Raw genomic sequence first — 17,483 nt, 5'->3', positions numbered from 1 at the left:
GACGCCGTATGAGGGATTTTTTCATTTATACTATTCTATGTTTATTCTGTTTCGCCCCGGCGGCGGCACAGGAAGTTCCGTTCGAGGGACTCCATCTGGATGATTTGATTTCAATCCCCGGCGAGCGAAAGCCGGGGATTATCAATCATCCTGTTTCTGCTTTTGAATTACCCGGTTTCAAATTGCTTCCTTCCGGGCATGCGCATCTTCTCCGTCATTATCCCGGAATTTCTTTACCTAGTATGCCCCCGGTCCCTTTTCCGGAAAAGAACAATCTCCGGAGTTATTCTTTCTGGCAACCCTTGAAGCGGTTGACAATAAGGGGGAACTACTTCTTTTCAGGAATATTACCGGTAGAAACTTACTCTTCTACTACGGTTCGCTCGGATGTAGAGGCTCGTTACCGGTTGACGAATAAGTTTTCACTTTATATGTCTACTAACTATCTGTCCGACAGATACCGTACCCCACGTTCCCTCTATACGAGGGGAACAAGTGCCGGAGTCGCTTATCAATTGTCCGACAGGTTTTTGTTAAAGGCCGGCGCCTCTTATCAATATAATACTGTCCTTCGAAAATGGGAATGGATATACATGACTGGTCTTGTTTTCTGTTTTTGAAGTCTGTTTGTCATCTTTTGAAATCCGTTTGTCACCCTTTTCTGTTTTTTTTGCATTTATTTTTAAAGAATTTGTCGATTTCTTTTCTCAATCCCCACTTAATGCCTATATTTACCACGTTTTAAAGATTTCTGATAAGTAAGATACGGTTCCTTTTCAATGTTATTGCAGAGTTATTTATCTCCTTAATAAGACTTCTCTAACAAAATCATTTTATTATTTAAGAATTAATTATTTTTTTTCGATGAACATTTTTATTGCAGGATTGAGCTATAACATTAGCGATTCCGATTTAACAGAGTTGTTTGCAGAGTATGGAGAAGTAGCCTCAGCAAGAGTTATTTCTGACAGAGAGACAGGCCGTTCCAAAGGTTATGGTTTCGTAGAGATGGCAGATGAAGAAGCCGGTGATAAGGCGATTGCAGCATTGAACGAAGCAGAAGTAGATGGCAGAAAACTTGCTGTATCTGTAGCTCGCCCTAAAGAAGAATCTGCTCCTCGTCGTAGCTACGGCGGTGGTGGTAATCGTGGTGGTGGCTACGGTGGCGGTAACCGTGGCGGTGGTTACGGTGGCGGTCGTGACAGATATTAATCTGACAAAAAGCGGTAACGCTATGTACGCATAGTAAAAGGGCATCCGGAGAAATATTTCCGGATGCTTTTCTTTTATTGAATACGTCAATCTGCGTCTTCTCCCTTTACTTCTCCTTCCACTCTTCTCAAAGGCCTGGCATCTTCCCTTGATGAGGGGACTCGTTTTATTTCTCCTGATTTTGCTGTAATTCAGCAAGTTCTTGTTATATTTGTGAAATGGGAGAAACACTATCAGACATCGCACTTTATCATGAGTATAGGGTAAAGGCGGATACGGACGGTTTGGTGTCCGAACGAACCTGGGATGATTTGAATATGGACGACGTTTTTCTGTCTGCCGATTACACTTCTTCTTGTGTGGGCAGACAGTACCTGTATGATGTATTGCATTACAATCGTCCGTCGGCAATAGCCGTTCATGAGGACATATTGCATACGCTTTCTTCCGATACGACATTGCGCAGTGACATTCAGAAGGAATTAAAAAAGTTGAATCATTCGGACGCCTGTTCGATAGCTTCCTTGTTATCGGCAGATCATCCGGTCAGTTCCCGTTCTTTTTATCGGTTGTTGAGGGTCTTGCAATTTGTCCCTGTGCTTTCTTTGGGGTTGTTGTACGTCACTTCTTCCGTCTGGTTTCTTTGGCTGATGTTAGTAGGCTTGCTGGTGAATCTTATCTTGCATTATCGCAAAAAGACAGAGATGCAGGCATATCTTTTCTCCGTTCCGCAATTATTGAACCTGTTGAAGCAATCGGAAAAACTGGCCAAGCGCCCGCTCTGCCTTTCGGTCGATAAAGAGATTACCGGCGTTTTGGCCGATTTAATCTCTTTGAGGAAGCGGCTGGCTTCTTTTCGTATGGGTATTCGTCTGGAAAATGATCTGGTTCTTATTGCCTATTTCTTTACGGAACTGCTGAATATGTTCTTTTTGCTGGAAGCGATTTCTACCTCCCGTGCTTTTTTTCTTTTACAGGGTAAGCAGCAGAAGATAGAACAGGTGTTCCGTTTCTTCGGGTTGGTCGATGTGTTGTGTTCCGTATCGATGTTTCGGGAGTCATTGCCCTATCACTCACTGCCCGGACGTTGCCGTGAGGGTGAATCTTTTCATGTGGCGGATATCTATCATCCGCTTATCGGCCATTGTGTTTCCAATACGGTTACCCTTCATGGCAAGTCTGTGTTGATCACCGGTTCCAATATGTCGGGAAAGACGAGCTTCATCCGTTCGATAGGAGTTTGCCAGCTTGCTGCCGAGGCGTTGAACACCTGTTTTGCGCGCAGTTTCCGTTACCCTTCGGGTATGCGGCTTGCTTCCGCCATTCATATGGAGGATAGTTTGCTGGAAGGAAAGAGTTTTTTCTTGCAAGAGGTGCAGACGATTAAGGAGATGATTGATTTGAGCAGGGAAGGGAATCATCTCTTTTTGCTGGATGAGTTGTTCAAGGGAACGAATACCGTAGAGCGCATTGCCATTGCCAAAGCGGTGCTTTCGGCATTGATACGGCAAAGGAACATCGTATTCGTATCTACCCATGACATCGAACTGGCATCTTTGCTGAAAGATGAATACGACCTGTATCACTTCTGCGAGAATGTGGAAAACGGAGTTTTGTCTTTTGATTATAAACTGAAACCCGGTCCGGTTACGGAACGTAATGCCATTCGCATTCTGGAAATCTGCGGATACCCGCAGGAAGTAGTGCAGGAAGCATACAGTGCGGTAGGGCAGACCTCTCAACTCTGATTCTATTCCAGCTCACCGGCAGGGGTAAAGGTCATAGTGACTTTCGTATAGCTTTCTACCTGCGATTCTATCGCTATCTTGCCGCCGTATACCGATACGATTTTCATAGACAGGCTGAGGCCGATACCTTGTCCCGCATACTCGCGCGTGTTGCTTGCCCGGTAGAAAGAGTGGAAAATGTGTTGTATCTCTTCTTCCGGAATACCGATTCCATAATCTTTCACTTCTATGACGGGCGCGTTTTCACGAATGCTTAAACTGACATCTACCTGCCCTTTGGAGTACTTCCGGGCATTATCGATTACATTTTGGAAGGCTATGCGCAGCAGATAGAAATTGGCCGTAACGAGAGCATGGCCTTCCGGCACATCGGTATGGAACATCACTTGGGGGTATTGTAGGCATAAGTCGCGTAAAAGCACCACAAGGTCCATCTCTTCCCTTGCGTTTTGCAGGATGTCTTCTTCTTGGCGGGAGAGGAAAAGCAGGTGCTTTATCAGTTGGGTGATGCGCTTGCTTTCGGTAGAGATACGTTGGAGCGAATCGATATACTCTTGGGGGGAACGCTCTTTGAGCAGGGTGATTTCGCACTCGCCCTGAATGGCGGTGAGCGGGTTGTTCAGTTCGTGCGAAGCATTGCTGATGAAAGATTTTTCCGCTTGGAAAGCGGTGTCGATTCTGTCCAGCATCCCGTTCAGCGTGCGGATGAGGTCGTCCAGTTCATCCTTGTTGCCGAACGTTTTCATCCGTATGTTCAGGTTGTTTCCACGGATGCGCTTCAACTCTTTGAGCATGTGTTTCAGGGGATGCAGAATGCGGTTGGCATAGATTCTTCCGATGAGATAGATGAGTCCGCAACTCATCAGCAGCAGGAACAGGGCGAGCAGGAGGATGTGTTTCTGAATGTCGCGTCCGTAATTATTGCTTGCCATGACCAGTACGATGAAGTCGCCTTCATTGTCGGGATAGTGGAGGGCGGCACCCCTCAGATTGCCGTAGACGAACGGAACCGGAAAGTCTTTGAACAGGCGTGCCTGCTGGTTGCTGTCGAGATATTTGTTCAGCGTGTCGTTCACGGCTGCCGACGCACTGTCTGTATTCAGCAATATCTCTTGTGCCTGTGGCAGCAGTTCGTCATATTTCTGTTGGATTTCGCGGTAGCTGTATTCATCCACCTCATCTTTTTCCCAATGCTTCTGAGCGGTCAGATAGGCTTTTTCTATCAGGTAAGAGTCGTAAAGATGGTTGATGTAGCGGGAGGTGAAAAAGTAGAATACCATGACCACCGCAGCGATTGCCCCTACGGTGATGATGGTATAAAACAACGCTATTCTGGAACCTATCTTCATACGCTGTGCTTTTTCTTTTTATCTGTTACTGGATACCCATGATATAGCCCATTCCCACAACAGTGTGAATGAGTTTCGTGTCGAAATCCTTGTCTATCTTGTTTCTCAGATAGTTCACGTAGACATCTACCACGTTGGTGTTGGTATCGAAGTTCTTGTCCCACACGTCTTTTAGCAAGGTGAGACGGGAAAGGACAACGCCTTGATGGGTCATGAAGTATTCCAGCAGGCGATATTCCTTTACGGTAAGGTCGATGCTGATCTCTCCGCGTTGGGCGCGGCGGGTGTTGCAGTCCAGCACGAGGTCATTGCAGGTCAGTTGCAATGCCGGTGTTTCCCTGCCCCGGCGGAGCAGCGCTTTGATGCGGGCTTCGAGTTCCTGAAAGCTGAAAGGTTTTACCAGATAGTCATCCGCTCCGGCATCCAGCCCTTTCACTATATCTTCGGTAGTGCCGAGTGCGGTGAGCATGATGACAGGTGTCTGATATCCTTCCTTCTGCCGGTATTGCCTGCATAAGTCCAGACCGTTTATTCCGGGCATGATGATGTCCAGCACTAACAGGTCGAATGCTTCGTGCTGCAACAGTTCCCAAGCGGTGGTGCCGTCGTGGGTTACGCTTACCGTATGACCGAATTCATGCAGTCCGCGTTCGATGAACGAGGCTATGTTCCTTTCATCTTCTACCAATAATATCTTTGCCATAACTGGAACGACGTTTTTAAAGTACCGTACAAATATACGAGAATTCACCACAGAATGCCATAGAGTTTCTTAAGTTTAAGGCTTGTATTTGTTTTATTTGTACCAACACACCATTATGGTTACTTGCAAGGCTCGAAAAGAAAAACTCTCTGTGCCCTTCTGTGGTGAATATCTTATTTATAGTTTTCTCTGGTTCAGATTTCCTTCCTTGTCATACAGCATCTTCTTGTAAACCATCTCCACAATCAGCGGGAAGATGAACAGGGCAAAGAAAGTAGCGCCTATCAATCCGCCGATAATGACGATTGCCAACGGGCGTTGCGATTCCGAACCGATGCCGTGACTCATGGCTGCCGGCATCAGGCCGGTGGCTGCCATGGCTGCCGTCATCACTACGGGGCGGATGCGCGAACGCATGCTTGTCTTTATGGCTTCCGGCAATGGCAACCGTGCCTGTATGTTGTGCTTGATGTCCGAAATCATAATCACACCGTTCTGAATACAGATACCGAACAGGGCGATGAACCCGATACCTGCCGATATGGAGAAGTTGAAGTGGGTGATGAGCAGCGCAATAATACCGCCGACGGCTGCAAAGGGTACATTCAGTAATACCAACCCTGCATCCCGTGCATTGGAGAACAGTACGAACAGGATGATAAAGATGATAGCGATACTTACCGGAACGACTTGCGAAAGACGTTTGGTGGCACGTTGCTGATTCTCGAAGTCTCCCGTCCACTTTAGCGTGTATCCTTCGGGCAGGTGTACGGAAGTATTGACCTTCTTTTGCGCTTCGGCCACGGCAGTACCCATGTCCCGACCGCGTACGGAGAATTTCACGGCGCAGAAGCGGGTGTGGTTATCGCGGAATATCAGCAGGGGGCCTGTGATGGTTTTTATCTCCGCCAGTTCCTTGATGGGGATCATTGTCCCGTTCATGGTGGGTACCAGAATCTTGCCTATTTCCTCTTCGTTCTGCCGGTATTCCGGTTTATAGCGTACCATGATGTTGAACTTCCGCTCGTCTTCGTAAAGCAGTGATGCCGATTTTCCTCCGATAGCCATTTCGATGATGGACTGTACATCCTCTTTGGCTACCCCATAGCGTGCCAGACTCTGTTCGTTCAGTTCGATGCGTAGTTCCGGCTGACCGATGTTGCGGATAACTCCGAGGTCTTCGATACCCTGCACGGTGGAGAGTATCTTGTCTATCTGTACCGCAATCTTTTCCGATTTATACAGGTCTTTTCCGAATACTTTCACGGCGATGGAGCCTTTCACGCCCGAAGCCGCTTCCTCCACATTGTCCGTGATGGGCTGGGAGAAGTTAAAGTCGATGCCGGGATATAGCGAAAGGTCGTCCTGCATTTTGTCTATCAGTTGCAGCTTGCTGAGTTTGCTTTCCCAGTCCTTTTCCGGGTAGATATCTACGTGGAATTCGATGTTGTAGAATCCTGTGGCATCCGTGCCGTCATTGGGGCGTCCGGTTTGTGAGAGCACTTGCCGCACTTCGGGGTATGCCGCTAACTTGCGCCGCATCTGATTGGCGAGCTGTACCGATTCATCCAGCGAGATGCTTTGCGGCAGGGTGGCACGGATGTAGATGGAACCTTCGTTCAGTTGCGGCAGGAACTCCGTGCCCAGCAGGGTGAACATCCACAATCCCACGATGGCGGCGATGCTCGCCAGCCCGATGGATAGCTTGCGATGTGCATAGCATTTGTCGAAGAGGGCACTTGCCTTTTCGTTGATGAAACGGACAAAGAAATTATTCTTTTCGCGTACATTCTTTTTCAGCAGCATGGACGACATTACGGGTACCAGCGTCAGCGTAAACAGCAGTGCGCCCAACAAAGCGAAACCGAGCGTATAGGCCAACGGTGAGAACATCTTACCCTCTACTTTCTGGAAAGAGAAGATAGGGATAAGCGCCGTGATGATGATCAGTTTGGAGAAGAACACCGCTTTGGCCTTGTCTTTGGCCGTGTGGCGGATGAGTCCCATCTTCGACATGCGGTTGAAGGCAGGCATGCCCACTTCCCGCGCTTTTTTGTCGAGCGCCACGAACACCCCTTCCACCATCACCACAGCACCGTCTATGATAATACCGAAGTCGATGGCGCCCATGGATAGGAGATTGGCCGACATGCCCATGGCCCGCAGGCAGATGAAGGCGAAAAGCAGTGCTAACGGAATGACTACCGCCACTACCACCGTGGTACGCCAGTCGGCCATGAATATCAGTACGATGAAAGTCACTAACAGAATCCCTTCAATCAAGTTATGGGTAACCGTGCGCACGGCAAGGTTTACGAGATTTTCGCGGTCATAGAACGGAACGATTTCCACATCTTTGGGCAGTATGTTCTTGTTTATATCCTCTATTTTAGTCTTTAGGGCGTCGATCACCTCTCCGGGATTTTCTCCCTTTCGCATCACGACGATGCCTTGCACTACATCGTCTTCGTCCATTCTTCCCACTTGTCCCAAGCGTGGCAGGCACGATTCGTGCACATCTGCCAGGTGGCGTACCAGTACGGGCGTACCGTTGATGTTTTTCACTACGATGTTCCGCAGTTCCTCCAGGTCGTTGATGAGGCCGATACCCCGTACCACATATGCCTGCGAGCTTTTCGTGATAACGTCGCCGCCCACGTTGATATTACTGTTGGCAATGGCGTTGTACAGTTCCAGCGCGGTGATGCCATAATTGATCAGTTGGTGCGGGTTGACACTAACCTCAAAAGTCTTCACCTCTCCGCCGAAGCTGACAATATCCGCTACGCCCGATACTGCACGGAGGTTACGTTCGATCACCCAGTCCTGAATGGTTTTCAGTTCGCGCACGCTCCGTTTGTCACTGCGCAGGGTGTAGCGGAATATCTCTCCCGTAGGACCATAGAGGGGCTGTACCTCCGGTGTGATCCCTTCCGGCAGGTCGGCGTCGTTCAGCAGGTTGTATACTTGCTGGCGGGCGGTGAAGTCGTCCACTTGATCTTCAAACATCACATTGATCACCGATAGCCCGAAGAGGGTGGTAGAGCGGATATCCGTTTTCTTCTGTACCGGATTCATGGCTATCTCGATAGGGATGGTGATGAACTTCTCCACCTCTTCGGCGCTTCGTCCCGGCCATTGGGTGATGATGGTGACCTTCGTGTTCGTCACATCCGGAAAGGCGTCGATCGGTGTATGCTTAAAGGACACGATTCCGGCGATAACGGCTATCGTGGTACAGAAAAAGATAAAAAACTTGTTCTTCAGTGAGAAGGCTACAATGTTATCGATAAACTTGTGCATCGTCTGTTCCTCCCTTTAATCTGCATTCAGTGCGTTATACACTAACAATACGTTTTTGTTCAGAATCCGGTCTCCTTCCTGTACCCCCGATGAGAGATAACACTCCTTGCTCAGTTGCCGGTATACTTCCACCTCTTTTACGGCGAGTTTGCCGTCGGCATCCACCGTCACTACAAAGTTCTTTCCGTTTTCAAACACGAGGGCGTGCGAGTCGATGCGGGGCAGTTGCTTGTCGGACGATCTGCTGATTACGGATACGTTGGTGAACATGCCCGGTTTCAGCAGGTAGTTTTCGTTGGTGAGCTTCACACGCACGTTCATCGTTTTACTTTCGTCGTTCAGCATGTTGTACACCTTGTCTATCTTTCCGGTGAACTCCTTGCCGGGGTAGGCGAGGGTGGTAATCCGTACCGGAGCGTTCTCGTGCACCTTACTGATGTTGCTTTCGTATACATCCGCCATCACCCACACGTTTTCCAGTCCGGAGATGACGAACATCTCATCGTTCTGGTCGGAACGTATCTGCATCTCCTTATTGATATTCTTTTCGATGATGAAACCCGATACCGGCGCTTTCACTATATAAAGGGATTTGCCGGCAAGGTGGTAGATGGAGAATATTTCCGTGATTCTCTTCTCTTCCGCTTCGGCATTGCTCAGTTCCTGGCGTGCTTGCAGCACATCGCGTTCCGATGCCATGCCGGATGCGAACATATCCTGCACGGATTGCAGGTTGCGCCGGGCGATGATGAGCTGTTGTTCGGCTTCTTTTTTCTGTTTCTCATAATCGGCTACCTCACCGCTCCGGATGACGGCAAGTATATCGCCTTTGCGTACATGGTCGCCGATTTCGGCAGAAACCTCGGTCACCGTTCCCCCGAAGATGGGGAATACGCGTGCCACTTGTTCCTGATTGAAAGTGACCCTGCCGTTAAGCGTCAACTCATCGGCCACTTCATGTATGTGTACGGTGTCCACCGATACTACGTTTTGTAAACTGTCTGTAAGAAAAAGTTCCCGGGTTGTTTCTTGGGGAGCTTCTGTTTGTCCGCCACAAGCACTTAATAGCGCAGCGCAGAGGCAGGCGGGTAGTAGAATGCGATTCATATTGAGTTTAATAGTTAAATACGGTTTGTCCGACAATTGTGTTTAAATTCTCCATAGCGAGGAATACCTCTTTTTTCAGTTCGTTCAGTTGCAGGCAGGTTTCTTTGTAACTTTGGTAATAGTCGATGAATTCGAGCATGCTGATGTTCCTTTTCCGGAAGTTCTCGTTCACCCCTTCGATGAGACGGCCGAAGTTATGTTCCAGTTCATCGTTGGACGAGCGGTACAGTTCCGCTGCTTTCTGCAATCGGATATAGGCGGCATGCAGCTCCATACGTGCTTTCTCTATGGCGTATTCCTCTTCCTTGCCATTTTGTTGTATGTCGAGTTTGGCCGATTTGATGTTTCCCTGATTACGGTTGAAGATGGGTACGGAGATGCTGGCTCCTATGGCGAAGTAGTTATCAATAAAGTTACCCGCCCGGTCGTACATCCCTTTGATGGAGAACTCCGGTGCGGCCAGCGACCGTTGTAGTTTCAGGTTTGCCTGAGCGGCTGCGACGCTGGCATGAGCCATTTTCAGATCGGGACGGATGGAAAGCATCCGGCTCATATCCGTGAAAGAGACCGTTGCCGCATCCACCTGCTTCAGAATCTCATCATCCAGCAGTAATGTTACCTCTTGACCCGTAGGAAGGCTCAACAGCAGGTTCAATTCGCCGTGCAGGCCGACGAGATTGTTTTCAAGTTCGTTCTTCTCTTTACGGAGCGATAACAGTAAGGATTCCAATCGTGAACTCTCCAGCAGCGAGATGTTTCCTTTGCTCTGTTGCTCTTTAGTTGCCTGCATCAGCAGTCCGAGGGATTCTATCTCTTTGTCGTATATCCCGATGGAGCGGGTGGAGAAGCAGATTTCTACAAAAGTCCGGTTCAGTTCGCTGCGCAAAGTACGCAATACCTCTTCAAACTGATATTCGGCTATCTCCTTGTTTACCCTTTCCAGCCGTACCCGTTTGTTGCGTTGTCCGGCCAGGTTAATCACCTGCTCTATTTCGGCAGTGGCTTCCCCCTCTTTCCCCATATCGAAGTATTTGCCGTTCAGACGATTGTACACGTTTTGTTCCAATGAGATGACGGGGTTTTCGAATAATCGTGCCTGCGTTACTTGCGCCTGAGCCATATCGATGTTGTATCTTTCGGCAATCAGTGACAGGTTGCGTTCCAGAAATATCTTTTCCGCATCTTTCAGTGATAATTGTAAAGCCGTAGTTTCCTGTGCATGCAGAAATCCGTAAACGGATAAGAGCAATAAAATAATAATCAGCCTTTTCATTCTTACTTTTAATTTTGGGGCAAAAGTAAAACTCTCCTTCCGGAAGGCATTCCGAAGGGGATTATAATACACTCAGACGAGATTAGAAAGTGATTAGAGAGCTTTAGAAGCTGCCTGGATTTTGCTCAAAATAAGCTGATAAAAACTTTTAAGAGAAAATTTAAACAGGTCGCTAGGTCAGGCTTTGTGTGGATAACAATATAGGTGGCGGGACACTACATATATTGGTGGATGACATTACATTTATTGTTATTTCTTTTATATGTAATGGTACAGGAAAGAAATTTGTTTTTGTTCCTCTTTTGTAATATCATTCCTGACAGGTACATAATTGTTGAAAAAGCAAATATAAAATTTCTCGAGAGTTGGCGATGAGGTTGATTGTGCTTCTTTGCTATTTGTGTAATCGCTTGTTGTAGAGTGATATATGAGTGATTCTTCGGTCGTTGTAAAAGTATGTTCTTTTTCTTGTGTTAACTGTATACTTCTGCCGTATAGGAGTATACAGTTTTGTAGGGGAATGATATATACTTTTAGATAGCCAATCTTTATTGTTAATTTGGAATGTTAATAATGGGTTTTCTTTTTAACTGTCTATCTTCTTTTGATAATTTGAATATGGTTAATTGTATTGATGGGGTGTACGATACATATCCGAAATTACGGACTTATATGTAATAGAACTTATATTGAATAAATAATAAAAGCATTCTTTTCTTTATCTTTGTGATTTAAAAAGTTTAATAGATGTATTACGACAAAATCTGTCACTGGTACAGTCTGGTTTTTGCTTTTACAGGGCTAATTTCTGTAGAGTGCGATACGTTACTGATAACTACCAAATACCATTTATAGTGAAAATCGTATTTACCGGATAATTACTTTTACTTAAGAATATGCCTATTATTGAAATATCTTCTTTATCTCATCCTGGAGTTGAGATGTTCTGTACTCTTACCGAGGCTCAATTGCGTAATCGTATCGAGCCTGACAAGGGTATTTTTATCGTGGAAAGCCCGAAGGTCATCATTAGAGCTTTGGATGCCGGTTATGAACCCTTAGCCATTTTGTGTGAGTATAAGCATATCACCGGTGATGCCTCCGACATTATTAAACGTTGCGAAAATGTGCCTGTCTATACGGGCAATAGGGAATTACTTGCTACACTGACCGGCTACGTTCTGACACGTGGTGTTCTTTGTGCTATGCGTCGCCCCGCAATACGTAGTATGGAAGAAGTATGCTGGGAAGCCCGGCGCATCGTCGTGATCGATGGCGTTGTTGATGCTACCAACATTGGCGCTATTTTCCGTTCGGCGGCCGCTCTCGGAATAGATGCTGTATTGCTGACACGCAATTCTTGTGACCCATTGAATCGTCGTGCAGTCAGGGTATCGATGGGGGCAGTTTTCCTTGTTCCATGGACTTGGTTGGACGGTTCCCTTAGGGATTTGGGTAAATTGGGGTTCCGCACGGCTGCCATGGCACTCACGGATCATTCTATTTCCATTGATAATCATGCTTTGGCTTCTGAGTCCAAATTAGCTATCGTGATGGGTACTGAGGGTGACGGTCTCTCACCTGAAACGATTGCCGAAGCTGATTATGTAGTCCGTATCCCTATGTCGCATGGGGTCGATTCGCTCAATGTGGCTGCTGCGGCTGCCGTCGCTTTTTGGGAGCTTCGTGATACACGGTTCAAAGATTAGTATGCATTAGCGATACCGTTGTTTAGGCTGGATGAACTTTGTCCGGACATTAATGTATACACTTCTATTTTGTAATACAGGTTCTTTGATTGTGGAAAGAGAAAAGCATTTTCTTGAAAAGATTGAAAGTAAATAGAAAATAAGTACCTTTGTTGTTATAGAAAAGGAGAGGAATATGGGCAATAAAATTTATCCTATCGGTATTCAGAGTTTCGAGAAGATTCGTAAAGACGGTTATTTTTATATTGATAAGACAGCGTTGGTTTATCAATTGGCAAAAACGGGTTGTTATTACTTTTTGAATCGTCCCCGTCGTTTCGGTAAAAGCCTGCTCATCTCTACTTTGGAAGCTTACTTTCAAGGAAAGCAGGAATTATTTGAGGGACTGGCGATCGATAAGTTGGAAAAGGATTGGATAAAATACCCTATACTGCACTTGGATCTTAATATTGGAAAGTATGATACTCCGGAAAGTCTGAATCAGATATTGAACGATCATTTGACGCATTGGGAAGAATTATATGGAAGCCGCCCGTCTGAGGTTTCTCTTGCTTTGCGTTTTGCCGGTATCATTCAACGCGCTTGTGAGCAAACCGGACAACGGACCGTGATTCTGGTAGATGAATATGACAAGCCTATGTTGCAGGCTATTGGTAATCCGGAATTGCAGGAAAACTATCGTAATGCCTTAAAGCCTTTTTATGGGGCTTTGAAAAGTAAGGATGGGTATATTAAATTTGCGATGCTGACGGGAGTCACTAAATTTGGTAAGATAAGCGTATTCAGTGATCTGAATAATCTGGATGACATATCTATGCGTGAGCCTTATGTGGATTTGTGTGGAATATCCGAAGAGGAAATTCATGCGAATCTGGAAACAGAACTGCATGAATTGGCAGTGGCCCAAAAAATGACCTACGAACAGGCTTGTGCTAAGTTGGAAGAGTGCTATGATGGCTACCATTTTGTGGAAGATACAATTGGTATTTACAATCCGTTCAGCTTGCTTAATACGTTTAAGTATAATAAATTCAGTAATTATTGGTTTGAAACAGGTACGCCTACTTATTTGGTGAAACTTCTGAAACGACATCATTATAATTTGGAACGTATGGCAGATGTAGAGACGGATGCCGATGTGCTGAATAGCATTGATTCGGAATCTACTAATCCCATTCCGGTTATCTATCAGAGCGGGTATCTTACTATTAAGGAATACGACAAAGAATTTGGTATTTATCGCTTGGGATTTCCTAATCGCGAAGTAGAGGAAGGATTCATGCGTTTCCTGCTTCCTTATTATGCCAAGACCACTAAAGTGGAAGCTCCGTTTGAAATTCAGAAATTTGTTCGTGAGGTACGTATCGGTGATTACGATTCTTTCTTTCGCCGTCTGCAAAGCTTTTTTGCCGATACTACTTATGAGATTATCCGTGAACAGGAATTACACTATCAGAATGTTCTTTTCATCGTTTTCAAGTTGATGGGCTTTTACACGAAAGTGGAATATCGTACCTGTGAGGGGCGTATAGACTTAGTTCTCCAGACCGATAATTTTATTTATGTCATGGAATTCAAATTGGATGGAACTTCCGAAGAAGCGTTGCAACAAATTAATGAAAAGCATTATACACAGCCTTTTCAGACAGATAGCCGTAAATTATTCAAGATAGGAGTGAATTTTAGCGGAAAGACACGGAACATAGAACGGTGGATCGTAGAAGAATAGATAAGTGCAGGTATTTTCTTTTTTTGAAGAATACCTGCACTGTTTAAGTTCGTATCAGCGATTTACCTTATGCTTACCTTTTCCGTCTACGAACTTTGAGAGGAATTATAGTCCTGTCTTTTTTGCAATAAAGAATGTATAACCGTAGAAATCTTTATACTTACGATACAGTTCTTCTTCAATGGATTGAAGTGCACTGAATTCTTCGGCAATTTTATTTCCTGCATATTTCTCGAGAAAAATCTTCTGTGCTGGAATTTTTAGCGCAAGATAATGTTCCGTCCAGCAGGTGGCAGGTAGAATAAATGTGGCGACGGGAAGATACCCTGCTTTGTGTATCTTGGCCACTTGATTGGGAATTGTATCTATTTCCGGATACGCATCCACCCAGAAGTCATTGATTTCCGCAGGACGTTCGTCGGTAAACCACGAACTTTCGGAAACGGCAATATATCCTCCTTTCTTCAAATACTTGCGCCACTCATTCAGTCCCCGTTCGAACCCGATATTATAGATGGCTCCTTCCGACCAGATCAAGTCTAATTCCTCGCTCTGAAATGGAAGGTTATCCATTGAACCGACAATGCCTTTCACTCTATTTTGCAAACCGAGGTGTTTGGCATTACGGTTGAATATATCGATAAAGTCGGGAAATAAATCGAGTCCGGTGATCTGTCCCTGTAACTGCCGAGCCAATACCATTGTCTGACCGCCTGTGCCGCACCCGATATCGGCGATGAGGGATTTGTCGGTGAGACCGTCTATGAAGCTTAATGCTTTTAGGGTTACTTCGGGGCTTCCGGGCCCTTGCCGTTCCATATTGGAAAAAAAGTCGCAGATTAACTTTAGTTCGAAATCGTGAATGGTTTTATTTTCGTTACTCATTGTCTTAATGTATTTTGCATACACAGCGAAGCATCACAAAGCTTTCGCCATTGTATGCAGATTAAAAATTGAAACTATAAGGGTATAAAAATCACTCCCGAAAAGAATGATCCGAGAGCATACGAAAGGACAATCTGTACGTGAAACACAGATTGTTTACAACACCAAATCCGATTTAATAGTCTTTGTCATGCGGCAAAGGTACATAAAAACGAGGTAAAACCAAATTTTAACCCTATAAGTTGGATACTCTCAAGAAATATATGATGAATAAAGCAATTAAAATTTTATATATACTTCTATCGATGGATGTAAAATTTTCCACTACATTTGTATATAGTATTTAAAAAACTAATGGTATGAAAAACAGAGTGTATTTTATTATTGTTTTTATCTTTTTTTCTTGTGTCTCTTATTCTGCAAACGTAGAATGGATGAAAGGATATGTTGTGACCAACGAATCTGATACTATTTATGGGGAATTGGGTTATCGTGATGGTACAGGAGACTGGAAAGAATGCTTTTATCGTCAGCAGGGAGAGGTAGAATATAAAGTTTATTCTCCGGAACAGATTACTGCTTATGGTTATGAATCAGGGCTTCTCTTTGTCTCTGAAGATATAAAACTATTCAAAATAAAGCAACGTGTTTTTGTTCAGTCGCTTCTTTCTGGTATAATAGATCTTTATTATTTGGATGTAAAAAAATGTACGGATTTTCCCAAGGGTTATGCTGCATATATTGTAAAAGAGGCTTCCGGAATAATGATGGAGTTGTCTGATCCTTCTAAATCTGACAATAGAGACATCATAAGGCGACAGAATAAAGCTAAATTGAATTATTTGTTTTCGGATTATCCTCAATTACAGGAAAGCATAAATAAAATAGATTCAGATAGAGATCAATGGATAGCATTGTTTCAGAAATATCATGATATTATTTGTAATGAATCTGTTTGCACTAATTATGAGGAAAAGAAGGTGGCTTCCCGTTGCTTTTTAACTCCTTATATAATAGGGAATTATTGTAAGGTGGGTTTTAATAACTTCGTTGATAGGAATAGCTTTGCGCCTGGAATAGGAGTTGCTTTTTCCAGAAGTATGAGTAAATATACAGATCGAAATTTAATTCATGTTGGATTGGAGTTTTCCGGAATCTCTATATCTTCACATGAAGAAGGCTCAGAACAAATGGATTTTTCTACGTTATCTTTTATAAATTACTATACTTATGAGAATCGTTTTACACTTGACAAAGTAGCTCCATTGTTGGAAGTGGGATTTTTTCATGGTCTACAATTTGCGTGTAAGAATAAATTAGAGAGCCACTATGATTATGCTAATGAAGTAGACTATAATAAATACTATTATGGTATTACTTTGGGGGCAGGTATAGCTATTAAAGTGAGAAAAACTTGGATTCCTGTGAAGCTCCAATATAGATATTACTTTTGGGGTACAAAAGTATTAGAGGGAGTTTCTCTTCAGAAAATTAATGGTGTTTCTTTATCTATTGGATATGATTTTAAATTGTAACCTATACTGCCAATTTTATGTTTTATATTTTAAGATAGCATCATTTTTATTTGTATCGTGTTACGGGATATATGGCAGATTTGCTTTATATTCGCGTAATATATAATAAAAGAAGAATGAAGCAATCATTTAATTTATTCTCGAAATACCAATACCTTTTCTTTGATCTGGATGGTACCGTTACCGACCCTATGCAGGGTATTACCCGTTCCGTAGCTTATGCTTTGAATCATTTTGGCATTGTTGTGAATGATCTCCGGGAACTATGTCCTTTCATAGGTCCTCCATTGAAGGATTCTTTTATAGAGTTTTATCAGTTTACGGAAGTGCAGGCAGAAGAGGCGGTGAAGAAATACCGGGAACGATATTCGGAAACAGGACTTTATGAGAATGAAGTGTATCCGGGTATGGCCGAACTTCTGGAACAAGCTCGGCGAAAAGGATATCAGTTGATGATGGCTACTTCTAAACCGGATGTTTTTGCCGGGCTTATTCTGAAACATTTTCATTTGGACGGTTATTTTTCCTTTGTGGGTGGTAGCGGATTGGATGGTTCGCGGCATACGAAGGCGGACGTGATAGAGTATGTGATACGTGAGAATGGAATTACGGACTTAAGTAAGGTAGTGATGATTGGCGACCGGAAACATGATATAATAGGTGCGAAAGCGGTAGGCATTGATTCTATCGGTGTGCTGTATGGATATGGTGACCGGGAGGAGCTGATGACGGCCGGAGCAGATTATATTGTAGAGGATATCGAGGAACTGATGTCTTTACTTTAATCATATTCTATTTTTTCATTTCTTTCGTCCCGCACAGATATGCAAAGATAATTGGATGAGGATATAAAAACGGTAAAAGCCCGTCGGGTTGCATGCATAGATAGTGCTGCCAGACGGGCTTTGGTAATTCTTTATTTGTTATGCT

General features: G+C 44.5%; 13 protein-coding genes. 7 read left to right on the top strand and 6 right to left on the bottom strand.

Annotated features, from left to right (window positions below; genetic code table 11):
• Positions 1–8 precede the first annotated feature (8 nt).
• From RB604_RS16875 to RB604_RS16865, 3 genes are all read left to right on the top strand, one after another.
• Positions 9–620 (top strand): porin family protein, encoded by a 612-nt coding sequence (locus RB604_RS16875; RefSeq protein WP_007481312.1) that lies wholly within the window; start codon positions 9–11, stop codon positions 618–620.
• Positions 621–864: 244 nt separating this feature from the next.
• Entirely contained in the window at positions 865–1,212 is a 348-nt protein-coding gene (gene rbp / locus RB604_RS16870) for an RNA-binding regulator (RefSeq protein WP_005931209.1), read from the top strand.
• Positions 1,213–1,430: 218 nt separating this feature from the next.
• Complete coding sequence (locus RB604_RS16865; RefSeq protein ID WP_309006175.1) at positions 1,431–2,960, top strand: MutS-related protein; 1,530 nt, start codon at positions 1,431–1,433, stop codon at positions 2,958–2,960.
• A 2-nt stretch (positions 2,961–2,962) separates the two neighbouring features.
• On the opposite strand, the gene RB604_RS16860 is transcribed toward RB604_RS16865, so the two are convergent.
• The 5 genes from RB604_RS16860 to RB604_RS16840 form a co-directional block, all read right to left on the bottom strand.
• Entirely contained in the window at positions 2,963–4,309 is a 1,347-nt protein-coding gene (locus RB604_RS16860) for a sensor histidine kinase (RefSeq protein WP_007481307.1), read from the bottom strand.
• Positions 4,310–4,334: 25 nt separating this feature from the next.
• Positions 4,335–5,012 (bottom strand): response regulator transcription factor, encoded by a 678-nt coding sequence (locus tag RB604_RS16855; protein WP_007481305.1) that lies wholly within the window; start codon positions 5,010–5,012, stop codon positions 4,335–4,337.
• A 177-nt stretch (positions 5,013–5,189) separates the two neighbouring features.
• Positions 5,190–8,315: an efflux RND transporter permease subunit gene (locus tag RB604_RS16850; protein WP_055294354.1), complete on the bottom strand. Its 3,126-nt coding sequence runs from the start codon at positions 8,313–8,315 to the stop codon at positions 5,190–5,192.
• Between the two features lie 15 nt (positions 8,316–8,330).
• Complete coding sequence (locus RB604_RS16845; RefSeq protein WP_007481302.1) at positions 8,331–9,422, bottom strand: efflux RND transporter periplasmic adaptor subunit; 1,092 nt, start codon at positions 9,420–9,422, stop codon at positions 8,331–8,333.
• A gap of 7 nt (positions 9,423–9,429) precedes the next feature.
• Positions 9,430–10,695: a TolC family protein gene (locus RB604_RS16840; protein ID WP_007481300.1), complete on the bottom strand. Its 1,266-nt coding sequence runs from the start codon at positions 10,693–10,695 to the stop codon at positions 9,430–9,432.
• A gap of 896 nt (positions 10,696–11,591) precedes the next feature.
• Between RB604_RS16840 and RB604_RS16835 the strand changes: the two genes are divergently transcribed.
• Both RB604_RS16835 and RB604_RS16830 read left to right on the top strand, forming a co-directional pair.
• On the top strand, positions 11,592–12,404 hold the full coding sequence (locus RB604_RS16835) for a TrmH family RNA methyltransferase (protein WP_007481297.1): 813 nt from the start codon (positions 11,592–11,594) through the stop codon (positions 12,402–12,404).
• Between the two features lie 175 nt (positions 12,405–12,579).
• On the top strand, positions 12,580–14,133 hold the full coding sequence (locus RB604_RS16830) for a PD-(D/E)XK nuclease domain-containing ATP-binding protein (protein WP_007481295.1): 1,554 nt from the start codon (positions 12,580–12,582) through the stop codon (positions 14,131–14,133).
• Positions 14,134–14,238: 105 nt separating this feature from the next.
• Here RB604_RS16830 and RB604_RS16825 read toward each other — a convergent pair whose 3' ends face one another.
• Entirely contained in the window at positions 14,239–15,018 is a 780-nt protein-coding gene (locus RB604_RS16825; RefSeq protein ID WP_007481293.1) for a class I SAM-dependent methyltransferase, read from the bottom strand.
• Positions 15,019–15,377: 359 nt separating this feature from the next.
• On the opposite strand from RB604_RS16825, the gene RB604_RS16820 reads away from it, so the two are divergent.
• Together RB604_RS16820 and RB604_RS16815 are read left to right on the top strand one after the other, a co-directional pair.
• Complete coding sequence (locus RB604_RS16820; protein WP_007481292.1) at positions 15,378–16,553, top strand: hypothetical protein; 1,176 nt, start codon at positions 15,378–15,380, stop codon at positions 16,551–16,553.
• Positions 16,554–16,669: 116 nt separating this feature from the next.
• Entirely contained in the window at positions 16,670–17,338 is a 669-nt protein-coding gene (locus RB604_RS16815; RefSeq protein WP_007481291.1) for an HAD family hydrolase, read from the top strand.
• Positions 17,339–17,483 lie beyond the last annotated feature (145 nt).

This window comes from Bacteroides salyersiae (assembly GCF_031172035.1).
Classification (GTDB): domain Bacteria; phylum Bacteroidota; class Bacteroidia; order Bacteroidales; family Bacteroidaceae; genus Bacteroides; species Bacteroides salyersiae.
Note: the sequence above shows the minus strand (reverse complement) of the source record. Positions and strands in the feature narration are given on the sequence as shown.